Here is a 10,263-nt window from a genome sequence, read left to right on the forward strand (position 1 = left end):
GGTGTGGGGGGGGGGGGGGGGGGGGGGGGGGGGGGGCCCCCCCCCCCCCCCCCGCCGCGGGCGGGGGGCCGGGCCCCCCGCCGGCCCCCCCGCCACCGGGGACACCGGGCACAAGGTTGAACCCGGCCTACTCACGAACCAGCGCGGAACAGACCGGCTGCCCGCAGACCCCGGGGTCCGGCCCGCATAGCTCGTCGGGGTGCGCTCGACGCGGCCCTTGTCGTGCACCACGTCTCCGGGAACCGGGCCTCCACTTGGCCAAGTGTCTCCGGCGGCGGCTGGTGTCAAGCGCGACGGATTACCGGAGCAGGTCGCTGGGGTCCTGCATGCCTTCGGGGTCGTCGTCGCGCAGGAGGTAGTCGGCACGGCCGTCGAGGGCGAGAGCGAGCTTGTGGGAGCGGGGCAGCATCGTCGTCTCGTAGGCGCGAATGGCCTCGTCAATGCTTTCGGACCCGCGGATGGCGAGGGCGAGTTCGCACGCGTCGAGCATGGCGACGTTGACACCCACGCCGACCGGGGGGACCAGGTGCGCGGCGTCGCCGAGCAGTGTCACGGTGGCGGAGTGCTCCCAGTCGTGCGGGGCGGGCAGCACGAACAGCGGTCGGTCGACGTACTGGCCGTCGTTGTCGGTGATCATTCGCAGCACATCCGGGGACCAGTCGGCGAAGTCCTTCAGCAGGAGTGCGCGGATGCCCTCGGTGTCCTGCGGGGTCAGGCCGTGCTGGGCCATCCAGTCGACCGGGCGGCGCCGCACGATGTAGACGCGCATGTGGCCTCCGCTGTTGCGCTGGGCGAATATCGCGCCGTCGGCGTCGCCGGCCATGGCGCTGCCTTCGCCGACCAGCTCCGCCAGCTCGGTGTGCCGGGTCTCCATGTCATCGAACCACGCCTCCAGGAAGTCGACGCCCGAGTACACGGGGACGGCCTGGGACACGGCCCTGCGAGTCCGTGACCAGGCGCCGTCGGCACCGATGACGAGATCGGCCTGGACGGTGACGCCGTTGGAGAAGGTCAGGGTCCGCGAGCCGTCGTCGGGGCCGGTCACGGATTCCAGTGTGTGGCCCCAGCGGACCGTTCCCGGCGTAAGGGAGCGCAGCAGCAACCGCCGCAGCTGGCCGCGGTCGATCTCCGGCGCGCCGGCTTCCCCTTCCTCGGGCAGGTGCCGGGCGAGGACCTGCCCGGAGTGCGGGTCGATCCCCCGCATCTCCTGCCCTTCGAAGCGGCTCAGCTCGAAGAACTCCTCGATCAGTCCTGCTTCGCGCAGGGCGAGCTGACCGTCGTACTCGTGCAGGTCGAGCGAACCGCCCTGGTTCCGCGCCTCCTCGTGGGCGTCCTGGTCGTAGACCGTCACAGGAACACCGTGCTTATGCAGGATGCGAGCACAGGTCAGGCCCCCTGGCCCCGCTCCGATGATCGCGATCCGCTTGCTGCTGATGGACGTCGGCATGTGTGCCTCCCAGGTTCTGCCGCGTGGACTGCCCTTCCAGAAAATCAGAACGATTCTGATTTCGCAATCAGACTACTTTCATAGCGAGCCTGATACCATCGCGACATGGAGAAGCTTCCCCCGGGCACTGGCACGCCGACGGGCCGCAGGGAGCGGAAGAAGGCCGCCACGCGGGCGGCCATCGCCGCCGCGGCCCTGCATCTGTTCCTTGAGCGCGGATTCGACGCCGTGAGCATCCGTGACATCGCGGAGCGGGCCGACGTCGCGGTGGCGACGGTCTTCGCGCACTTCCCCGGCAAGGAAGCGCTGGTGTTCGACGAAGACGAGACGATCGCCAACTCTCTGGTCGACGCCGTCGAGTCCCGCCCGCCGGGTACCGACGCGCTCACCGCGCTGCAGGAGTGGTTCACACTCAACGAGTCCAGCCGGAACAGCCGGCAACAGGACCCGAGGTTCACCGAATTCTGGCGCCTGGTCGAGGGAACTCCAGCGCTCCACGCGTACTGGAAGCAGATGTGGCGCCTCTACATCCCACTCATCACTCAGGCCATCGAACGCACGACGGATGTCGGCCCTCGGAGCGCTCGTCTCACGGCCGCCCTGGTGGTGGAGGGCCATCTCCTCGCGTCGGCGGACGACGACCCTGGCCACATGCTGGAACTGCTCTTCACCACGCTGCGGTCCGGACTGCCGTCCTCGGGCACAGCACGGGCCGGGTGACTCAGCGCCGCGCGTCGCCCGGTGCGAGCAGGCTGGTCAGCTCGGAGATCGCCGCGGGGGAGGGCTTGACGTAGCGACGGACGTTCTCGGACTTTCTTGTGCCTCGAAGATGTGGTTGGGCGCCCTCACCGGGCTGGACAACAAGACCATCTCCAGGATCGAGAACGGCCGGTACCCGCCGTCCATCGACCAGCTCGCCCGCCTGGCCCGTGCTCTTGGGTGTCCCCTCTTACCGGCTGTTCCACGATGGTCCGCCACAGGTACGTGTTACGTGCGGTGGAACACCTGCGGAAGATCCATACGGTGGCCTAGTTCGGCAGTCGCCAGCTCATGCCGTCCGGCTCGTCCAGCCACAGCGTATGAACGCCGTCCGCGAAGACCGTCAGGCCGTAGCGCTCATGCCCCGGCCGTCCCGCATCCCGCCACTGGGTGAGCAGCGGCTCTCGCTCAGCCCACAGATCACGCGGCCCGCCGTGGTCGAGCCGAGCGGTCATGATTCCGGTGCCGGTCATGGTGATCCGCGCCCATGACGAGCTCTCCGGGTCGAAGAGACACCTGATCTCCTGGCCCCCGTTGCCCAAGGCGAAGTCGTTGACCTGCGGGTGCAGCAACGATGCGAGGAACTGCGGTCCGGAGGCATCCAGGACCGCGGGGAGGGTGATCTCCCGGGTCTGGCCGGAGCACGTCAGCAGCGGCTGCGCGAGCTTCCCCGCGGTGGTGCCCATGGCGTCGGGGGTCGGCCGGGCGTTCATGAAGGTGGCCAGGCCGTGGAGGAACCGGCCGCCGGCGGAGTGGTCGTCCTGGACCACCAGGCGCACGATGCCGCAGCCGATGTTGGCCACGATCACCCCGCCCGGGCGCAGTTGATCCCGCCAGGGCGTCGGGATCCGGCCCACCCCGCACGTCGCCAGCAGCCGGTCGTACGGCGCGCGCTCCGGGTAGCCGGCCATCCCATCCCCCGCGACGAGGGTGGGTTCGTACCCGGCCGAGCGAAGACGGGTCCTCGCCGCGGCCACCAACTCGGGGTCGACGTCGACCGTCACGACATGGTCGGGCCCGAGGCGGTGGGAGAGCAGCGCGGCGTTGTATCCGGTGCCCGCGCCGATCTCCAGCACGGTGTCCCCGTCCCGCACGTCCAGGGCTTCGAGCATCTGGGCCATGAGGGACGGCTGCGTGGACGAGCTGGTGGCGGTGCCGTCCTGGTCGAACTGGGTCAGCAGGGAGACGTCCTGGTAGGCCGCGGCCAGCCATGCGGGGTCGCCCTGGCTGTACCGGTGCAGGCTGCCCTGCGCCCGGAGGGTGAAGTCGGGGACGAACGCGTGGCGGGGGACGCTGAGGAAGGCGGTGCGCCAGGGCTTGGATCGGATGCTGCCGGTCCTCACCAGGTGGTCGGCCATGTGCTGGCGTAGCTCGTCAGCGGACGGTGCGTCGGTGATGCTCACGGATGGGCCCTCTCCAGTAGGTCAGCGAGTGCTCGGGTGATGGGCGTGCGCAGGTCGGGGATGAACCCCCACTGCCCGTTCGGGTTGACGTCGATCAGGTACCAGCGCCCTTGTGGGGTCGCATCAGTGGGCCGGGTCAGCACCAGGACGGTCATGATTCAGATCCTTCTGTCAGCCGACGTCAGTCCGTGTCGTTCTCGTTGTCGGTCGCCAGCTGGCTGTCCTCCCTGGTCTGTGTGGTGGTCGTCATCTGCGTCTTCATGCTCGGCTCGTTGATGAACGGTTCCCCGGCCGCGGTGACGCTGATCTGCCGCTCGGGGCAGAGGTCCAGGGTCGGCATGACGAGCGTCTCGTCGGCGACGGGTACGGCCTTGGACAGCCCGAAGGGCCTCGCAGTCTGGATGCGTTCCATGGTCAGTGTCATGGGGTGTTCTCCATTCGTATGCGGATCTTCTGTGAGGGCCCTGCGATCGGCGGCCGCGCCTGGGCCGCACCGACCGCAGGGTGTCTGGAGGGTGGGCCGCCAGCGGCGAAGTCCAGCCCGGGGCGGGGGATCCCCGGGCGCCGACGGCCCACCCGGCCTATGGGGCCGGCGTGCCCGCGACGCTGAGGTAGACCGCGAGCACCAGCAGCGCGGGGAGCACAGCGAGCAGCACGCCCCTGCTGGCGACACGGAAGACGAACAGCCCGGCCCGCACGGCGGGGGTTTGCGATGGTGCCTCATCCGGCGCCCTCTCCCCCCTGCCGGGTGGCCTCGGCGCACAGCGGTCGGCACACCCACAGCTCGACCCTCCGGGGCCTGCTGCCGCAGGTCCACACGACAGTGCCGAGCAGCTGGTCGGCGAGCAGCCGCAGCCCGCACAAGGCGCAGTCCCAGCCCTCCAGCTGGGGCCCGGTCAGCGTGTCGGGGTCCGGCAGCGCGATACCCGGGAGCAACGACTCCTGGCAGGACGTCATCGGGGCCGCCCCTCATGCTCGAGCGCGGCCGCGCTGGTGAGGCTCCGCGGCTGCCGCTTCGAGTAGAGCGGCGCATGCGGGGGGCAGGCGTACGTGACCTTGCCGACGTCGCCGCGGCCATCCTCCACGTCGACCGGGATGGGCTCGTCGGTCGGGAGGTGGCAGCGGTAGCAGAGTTGACGGCCCTCGGGCCTGCTTCCGTACTCGGCGCGGTCGGCCTCGGCCAGCGCCTCCCACAGGAGCCAGGCGTCGGTCAGGTAGTGATCGACCGAGAGCGGGACGCGCCAGTGGGTGCGCGGGCTTTCGGTCCAGGAGACGGGCGGTACGCCGAGGTAGGTGCTTTCGTCGGCGAGCGCGGTGAGGACGCGGACCTGCCGCAGGCGCCAACTCTCGACGGAGCCCACGGCGATGAGCCAGTACAGGGGGCCGTGCTTGTCCTGGATGACGGCGCCGTTCTGGTCGCCGAGGGTTGTGAGGGCGCGTTCGCCGACGGTCGGGGCTGCGCGGACAGCGTCCCACCATTTGCCCACCGGTAACGCCTCGACGTCCTCGGTGTTCGGCGGTGTCCATGATGGGGGCCTGAGAAAGTCAGCTGACATTCGGTTCGCCTTGGTCGCGGTGGTCTTCACAGACGACGACAGGCCACACACGACCCCGGCCGGGGAGACTGATGTGCCCGGCGGCGTACAGCGTCCGGGCGACGGCTCCGCAGCGAAAGCACGCCTCGCCGTGGAGCCGTGCGACGCTCATGTGCTCGCCGACGGGCACCCGCAAGGGTTCGGCCATGGCTGGTGCTGTCCCATCTGCCTGGTCGGTGTGGACAGGTAGATGGTTCTCCGCTGGAAGGGCCACAAGTGACCCAGCGAGGGTCAGCCAGGGTCACTCGCCTGCATGGCACCACTCAGCGAAGTTGCTGAGGCTCTCCGCATCGGCGCGCCGCAGGCGACGGAGCGTGGCGGCGTCCTCCCGCACCCATGGGTGATCGCGTGTGTGCTGAGGCGCGATATGACGGGCGACCTTCAAGGACTCGAACGCATCCCGTGGGAGCCCCGACCACAGTTGGGCGCGGGCTACCTCGATGTAGAACCCGCTCCGGCGCTCTGCAGGCAGATCATGCGGCGGCGCCCACTCCTTGACTACATCTAGCGCTCGGTGAACGTGATCGCGGCCGAGGCTGACCGCGACAGACACCTCATGGATGCGGACGTTGTCTGGACCGAACGCCGTTCCGTCGTAGACGTCCTCTGGTACAGCGTCTCCTAGGCGCAGGGCTTCCGCGAGGTGTTGGTCTGCAGCCTCCACAAGACCGGCGCGGCCAGCGATTACCGCTGCCCGCATGTGCAAGGCACCCCGAGCGGCGATCTCCGCGTCATCTCGACCGTTAGGTGCCTTGTCGATCGCGGTCTGCAGCGTCCGCAGTCCAGCGGTGTGCGCCCGAGCGGCGAAGAAGGTCTCGGTGCGCACGTAGGCGACGGTGGCGGCCAACAGTGGATTGTCCGCGTACGGTGCTGCCCAGCGCATCAGATCTACCAGGCGAGCAGACAGATCTCGGGCGCCGTACTTGTACGCCACAGAGTCAGCCGTTCGCAGCCCAGCAACTAGCAGGCTGGCCACCTCGGATGGCTCTTCGGGCGGAGCAAGGTGAAAGGCGCGGATTAGTTCGCTGATGAGTGGGGGTAGCTGGCGTGCGATCCGGACGTATTGCGAGGCCAGGCGCCAGGTCACTGCCTCATCCACTGCTGCGCGGAGTTCTCCGAGTTGCCGCACTGGCCCGTCCTCTGGCCCCTCGTACGCAGCGATGACGGCAGACAGGGACGGCATAGCGGCGTGGACGCGGGCGTCCGCACGGTCTCGACTGCCCAGCAAGACGGATGGGTCGACACCTAGAGCAGCCGCGAGGGACTCCATCACGTTGTCGCCAGCGCCCCGCGCTCCGCGTTCGATCTTGCGCAAGGTGCCGATGTGTACCCCGGCGGCGTCGGCAAGTTCTTGCTGCGTCATGCGAGCGATGCGGCGCTGATAGGCCACACGCTTGCCAAGATCCTTGGGCATACTGATGCTCCGTTCGGTGCGTCCACTCCGAACGGTAGCGAGCGGCCCCATTACGGTGGGGCCGCTCGGCTCATGGCATGGCGAGTGGTACGAGATCGTGCAGCGAATCGATGTGCCAGTCAGCGGCGGCTGTCTCGGCTGTGTCCGCCCACAGGTGACCCCACGGCCCGCGGCGTAGATGCGCAGCGCGCAGCCCCGCTGCTTTTGCTGGCTGGGTGTCGTTCGCGGGATGGTCGCCTACGTACACGATCTCATCGGGTGCGGTTCCTGCCAGATCCAGGACACGGGCGAAGAATCGGGGGTCCGGCTTCGCGATGCCCCACTCTCCCGAGGTCGCGATCTCATCGACCGGGAGGTCCAGCGCTCGCAGCAGCTTCCCCGCGCGCGCCGTCTGGTTGCCTGCGATCACGACTCGCGCGCCTGATTTGCGGAGAGCGGCGAGAGCTGGGCGTACGTCTGGGTAAAGATCTTCTTCGCTCATCTGCTCATCCAGCCCAGCGGCCTCCATGGCGGCCCTCTCCGCGGCGATGTCGATGTTCGGTCGAATGAGCCGAAGAGCATCCGCGTTATCGCGCCCTTGAGCGACGACCGCGCCGACGAGAGCCGAGAGCGTGTGCCGAGGAATGCCCAGCCAGTCGGCCCAGGTAGCCCACACACGGTCATCCCGGATCAGGGTCTCGCCAACATCGAGGGCCACAGCGCGGATCATGCAGGCAGCCTAGGACAAGACCAGGGAGCAGCAGACGACCGGCTTATGATCCGGCCGTGGAAGTTCCTGACATACTCATCGAACTCCAGCAGGCGGCCGACGACGAGCACGCCAAGCTCAGCGGCCTCACCGGCGACGAGCACGCCACCCAATGGATCGAACGGACCAAGGCCTGGCTCGCCGTGATCAGCCTCTGACCAGGCAGAAGGGGTGCCCAGCCGGGTCAGTGAGGACCCGCCACCTGTCATTTGGCTGGTGATCCGGCTTGCCCGCGCCCAGCTCCAGCAGTCGCGCCTCGGCTTCATCCAGGTCGTCAACGGCGAAGTCAAGGTGGCACTGCTGGGGAATGCTCTGTTCGGGCCAGCGGGGAGCGCGATAGTCACCGACCCGTTGGAAGCCGATGAAGAGGCCGTCCTCACAGGTGAGGCCGGCGAAGTCGGCATCGGATCTCGGGTGCGGTTCGAGGCCCGTGGCTTGCTGATAGAAGGTCGCCAAAGCCGGCGGATCAAGGCAATCGAGCGTTATCGCACGCAACTTCATCTGCAGGGGCATGGCACCTCCGGGGCCGATCAATAGACCTTCGGGATGCACACCCTATAGGTGGCCGCTGCTGCCGACTCCCGCATCGCCGCTACGAGCGAAAGCCGGAACACTTCCTCGGCTCACGAAGCCCGCATGCCGCCGTCGACGGAGAGGACCACTCCGGTGACGTAGGAGGCGCGGTCGCTCAGTAGCCAGGCGGCGGCCTCGGCGACCTCCTCGGGCTCGGCCGCGCGGCGCAGCGGGGTGCGCGCGTTGAGCTGGTCGATGACGCCCGGCGATTCCGTTTCCCAGTGGCGCATCATCTCGGTCAGCGTGGTGCCGGGGGCGATGGCGTTGACGCGGATGCCTTCCGGGCCGTAGGCGACGGCGGCCGACTCGGTGAGGCTGTGGACGCCTCGCTTCATCGCGCTGTAGGCGGGCAGTACGGGGTTGCCCCTCCAGCCGCCGACGGAGGAGGTGTTGACGATGGCGCCCGTGCCGGCGGTCGCCCTGATCGCGCCGACCTGAGCGGCCAGGGCCAGCCAGACGCCCTTGAGGTTGACGCTGTACTGCTGGTCGAAGTCCGGCTCCCGCACCTGGTCCAGCGGGCCGATCTGCCGGGTGCCGATGGCCCCGTTGTTGAAGGCGACATCGAGTCGGCCGTACACCTTCACGGTGCGGTCGACGGCGGCGCGCACGCTTGTCGCGTCGGCCAGGTCGCACACCGCGTACTCCGCGGTGCCGCCCGCCGCCCGGATCTGTTCGGCCACCGCTTTGAGCTGGTCCTCGGTGCGGGCCGCGAGCAGTACGCGGGCGCCTTCCCGGGCGAACAGCCGCGCCGCGGCGGCGCCGATGCCGCGGCCGGCTCCGCTGATGAAGGCGACCTTGCCGGTCAGCAGGCCCGAGGCGGCGGAGGTGGAGGTGTCGTCGGTGGTCTGTGTGTTGTCCATGGCGATGATCCTGTGTCCGGCCGCGCGCCCCCATCCAGGCACCGGCAGTGCCTGGATCCGCTTCGTCGGCCCGTACACACTGAGGGACATGGACAGACGAGAGCTGGCCAGGTTCCTGCGCAGCAGGCGCGAGCGGATCGCCCCCGCCGATGTGGGGCTGCCCGCCGGGCCGAGGCGTCGTACCCCGGGGCTGCGACGCGAGGAGGTGGCGCAGCTGGCGTACATCTCGACCGAGTACTACACGCGGCTGGAGCAGGCCCGCGGCCCGCGCCCCTCGCGCGAGGTGCTGGCCGGTCTGACCCGTGCCCTGCGCCTGTCGGACGCCGAGCGCGCCCATCTGCACTACCTCGCCGCCGGTGCCCCGCCCGCCCCGCCGTCAGGACCCTCCCGCGAGGTGCGTCCAAGCATCCTGGACCTGCTGCGGCGGCTACCGAACGCCGCGGCACTCGTGCTGTCCGCGGCCTATGAGGTGATCGCCCACAACGACTTGGCGGCCGCCCTGCTGGAGGATTTCTCCGCCCTGCCCCGGCGCGAGCGCAACTTTTTGCGCCGTACCTTCCTCGATTCGCGAGTGGGGGAGCGGCAGTGGTACAGCCGGTCCGGCATGGACACTTTCGGCCGTACCGCGGCCCGGCACCTGCGGGCCGCCGCTGCCCGCTACCCAAACGACCCCGAAGTGGCCACGCTGGTGAATGACCTGCTCACCGGCAGCGCGGAGTTCGCCCGGCTGTGGGCCGCCTACGAGATGTCGGTCGGACCCGCCCCGCACAAGACCTTCCGGCACCCCCTGATCGGCCCCATCACACTCAACTGCGATGTCCTGGACATCGCTGACCGGGACCAGCGAGTCGTGATCTACACGGCCGATCCCGGCTCCCCGGCGGAGGAGGCTCTGCGGCTGCTGTCGGTGATCGGCACCCAGCGCATGGGCGTCCCCGGCTGACCGCGGCCTCCAGCGGCCGGCCCCGTGAACCACAGGCGAGAACGCTGCCCCGGCGGCCGCGCCGCGCTAGACGAGTAAGTCCGATGTCTTGGGCCAGGTGTCAGGCATGAGGAGAGGGTGTTCAAGATCATGTTGTGACGCAAGACCTGAACACCCTCTTGACCGCACTGTACGTGAAGATCGACGACGAGATCGGAGGGACCCGGTGGATGGGCAGGCCGCCCCGGCTGAGCGATTCCGAGCTTGTCTGTCTGGCTGTGGCCCAGGCCGTGCTGGGCTTCCACTCCGAGGCCCGGTGGCTGCGGTTCACCCGCAAGCACCTGTCTGGCATGTTCCCCTACCTCCCTCAGCAGTCGGGCTGCAACAAGCGGCTCCGTGCGGCGTTTCCACTGATCAAACGCATCATCCGGGAACTGGCTGTCGACACTGCCTTCTGGTTCGACGATGTATGGATCACCGACTCCACCCCGGTGGAGTGCGGCCGGTCCAGGCCAACTGTCAAACGCTCGAACCTGGCCGGC

The 10,263-nt window shown here is 69.0% G+C and carries 13 protein-coding genes and 2 pseudogenes; 5 read left to right on the plus strand and 10 right to left on the minus strand.

Translation table 11 applies throughout. The features are described 5' to 3' along the window. Positions 1–298 precede the first annotated feature (298 nt). A complete protein-coding gene (locus tag ACFXB5_RS35045; RefSeq protein WP_385215711.1) occupies positions 299–1,447 on the minus strand; it encodes an FAD-dependent oxidoreductase in 1,149 nt (382 codons plus the stop codon). A gap of 105 nt (positions 1,448–1,552) precedes the next feature. Between ACFXB5_RS35045 and ACFXB5_RS35050 the strand changes: the two genes are divergently transcribed. Beyond that, positions 1,553–2,167: a TetR/AcrR family transcriptional regulator gene (locus ACFXB5_RS35050; RefSeq protein WP_385215714.1), complete on the plus strand. Its 615-nt coding sequence runs from the start codon at positions 1,553–1,555 to the stop codon at positions 2,165–2,167. A gap of 109 nt (positions 2,168–2,276) precedes the next feature. Then, positions 2,277–2,384 (plus strand): annotated as a pseudogene (locus ACFXB5_RS35055) (helix-turn-helix domain-containing protein); the annotation flags it as partial. A gap of 91 nt (positions 2,385–2,475) precedes the next feature. Here ACFXB5_RS35055 and ACFXB5_RS35060 read toward each other — a convergent pair. From ACFXB5_RS35060 to ACFXB5_RS35090, 7 genes are all read right to left on the minus strand, one after another. Next, a complete protein-coding gene (locus ACFXB5_RS35060; protein WP_385215717.1) occupies positions 2,476–3,609 on the minus strand; it encodes a methyltransferase domain-containing protein in 1,134 nt (377 codons plus the stop codon). Beyond that, a complete protein-coding gene (locus ACFXB5_RS35065) occupies positions 3,606–3,764 on the minus strand; it encodes a hypothetical protein (RefSeq protein ID WP_385215719.1) in 159 nt (52 codons plus the stop codon). The genes ACFXB5_RS35060 and ACFXB5_RS35065 overlap by 4 nt, the downstream gene beginning before the upstream one ends. 26 nt (positions 3,765–3,790) lie before the next feature. Next, positions 3,791–4,033 carry a putative ATP-grasp-modified RiPP gene (gene tgmA, locus ACFXB5_RS35070; protein ID WP_385215722.1) on the minus strand — a complete coding sequence of 81 codons (243 nt, stop codon included), beginning with the start codon at positions 4,031–4,033 and terminating at the stop codon, positions 3,791–3,793. A gap of 296 nt (positions 4,034–4,329) precedes the next feature. Further along, positions 4,330–4,566, minus strand: a complete 237-nt coding sequence (locus ACFXB5_RS35075) for a hypothetical protein (protein WP_385215725.1) — start codon at positions 4,564–4,566, stop codon at positions 4,330–4,332. Next, positions 4,563–5,165, minus strand: coding sequence for a hypothetical protein (locus tag ACFXB5_RS35080; protein ID WP_385215728.1), 603 nt, complete (start codon positions 5,163–5,165; stop codon positions 4,563–4,565). Before ACFXB5_RS35080 ends, ACFXB5_RS35075 begins: the two co-directional genes overlap by 4 nt. Positions 5,166–5,445: 280 nt before the next feature. Continuing rightward, entirely contained in the window at positions 5,446–6,618 is a 1,173-nt protein-coding gene (locus ACFXB5_RS35085; protein WP_385215731.1) for a helix-turn-helix domain-containing protein, read from the minus strand. 70 nt (positions 6,619–6,688) lie between these two features. Continuing rightward, positions 6,689–7,327 (minus strand): HAD family hydrolase, encoded by a 639-nt coding sequence (locus ACFXB5_RS35090; RefSeq protein WP_385215734.1) that lies wholly within the window; start codon positions 7,325–7,327, stop codon positions 6,689–6,691. 56 nt (positions 7,328–7,383) lie between these two features. On the opposite strand from ACFXB5_RS35090, the gene ACFXB5_RS35095 reads away from it, so the two are divergent. Then, positions 7,384–7,524 carry a hypothetical protein gene (locus tag ACFXB5_RS35095; protein WP_385215737.1) on the plus strand — a complete coding sequence of 47 codons (141 nt, stop codon included), beginning with the start codon at positions 7,384–7,386 and terminating at the stop codon, positions 7,522–7,524. Here the strand turns inward: ACFXB5_RS35095 and ACFXB5_RS35100 are convergent. Together ACFXB5_RS35100 and ACFXB5_RS35105 are read right to left on the minus strand one after the other, a co-directional pair. Continuing rightward, positions 7,514–7,879 (minus strand): VOC family protein, encoded by a 366-nt coding sequence (locus tag ACFXB5_RS35100; protein ID WP_385215740.1) that lies wholly within the window; start codon positions 7,877–7,879, stop codon positions 7,514–7,516. The two genes, ACFXB5_RS35095 and ACFXB5_RS35100, sit on opposite strands and share 11 nt — an antisense overlap. A gap of 110 nt (positions 7,880–7,989) precedes the next feature. Then, positions 7,990–8,799 (minus strand): SDR family NAD(P)-dependent oxidoreductase, encoded by an 810-nt coding sequence (locus tag ACFXB5_RS35105; protein WP_385215743.1) that lies wholly within the window; start codon positions 8,797–8,799, stop codon positions 7,990–7,992. Positions 8,800–8,887: 88 nt separating this feature from the next. Here ACFXB5_RS35105 and ACFXB5_RS35110 point away from each other — a divergent pair, with 88 nt between their 5' ends. Next, complete coding sequence (locus tag ACFXB5_RS35110; protein ID WP_385215746.1) at positions 8,888–9,742, plus strand: helix-turn-helix transcriptional regulator; 855 nt, start codon at positions 8,888–8,890, stop codon at positions 9,740–9,742. Positions 9,743–9,876: 134 nt separating this feature from the next. Continuing rightward, a pseudogene (locus tag ACFXB5_RS35115) lies at positions 9,877–10,263 on the plus strand (IS982 family transposase); the annotation flags it as partial.

The organism is Streptomyces sp. NPDC059455 (genome assembly GCF_042750115.1).
Lineage (GTDB): Bacteria > Actinomycetota > Actinomycetes > Streptomycetales > Streptomycetaceae > Streptomyces > Streptomyces endocoffeicus.

Excerpts from the sequence above, each read along its gene's own strand:
- ACFXB5_RS35045 (WP_385215711.1), bottom strand. The coding sequence starts at position 1,447 with ATGCCGACGTCCATCAGCAGCAAGCGGATCGCGATCATCGGAGCGGGG.
- ACFXB5_RS35050 (WP_385215714.1), top strand. The coding sequence starts at position 1,553 with ATGGAGAAGCTTCCCCCGGGCACTGGCACGCCGACGGGCCGCAGGGAG.
- ACFXB5_RS35065 (WP_385215719.1), bottom strand. The coding sequence starts at position 3,764 with ATGACCGTCCTGGTGCTGACCCGGCCCACTGATGCGACCCCACAAGGG.
- tgmA (WP_385215722.1), bottom strand. The coding sequence starts at position 4,033 with ATGACACTGACCATGGAACGCATCCAGACTGCGAGGCCCTTCGGGCTG.
- ACFXB5_RS35075 (WP_385215725.1), bottom strand. The coding sequence starts at position 4,566 with ATGACGTCCTGCCAGGAGTCGTTGCTCCCGGGTATCGCGCTGCCGGAC.
- ACFXB5_RS35080 (WP_385215728.1), bottom strand. The coding sequence starts at position 5,165 with ATGTCAGCTGACTTTCTCAGGCCCCCATCATGGACACCGCCGAACACC.
- ACFXB5_RS35085 (WP_385215731.1), bottom strand. The coding sequence starts at position 6,618 with ATGCCCAAGGATCTTGGCAAGCGTGTGGCCTATCAGCGCCGCATCGCT.
- ACFXB5_RS35090 (WP_385215734.1), bottom strand. The coding sequence starts at position 7,327 with ATGATCCGCGCTGTGGCCCTCGATGTTGGCGAGACCCTGATCCGGGAT.
- ACFXB5_RS35100 (WP_385215740.1), bottom strand. The coding sequence starts at position 7,879 with ATGCCCCTGCAGATGAAGTTGCGTGCGATAACGCTCGATTGCCTTGAT.
- ACFXB5_RS35105 (WP_385215743.1), bottom strand. The coding sequence starts at position 8,799 with ATGGACAACACACAGACCACCGACGACACCTCCACCTCCGCCGCCTCG.
- ACFXB5_RS35110 (WP_385215746.1), top strand. The coding sequence starts at position 8,888 with ATGGACAGACGAGAGCTGGCCAGGTTCCTGCGCAGCAGGCGCGAGCGG.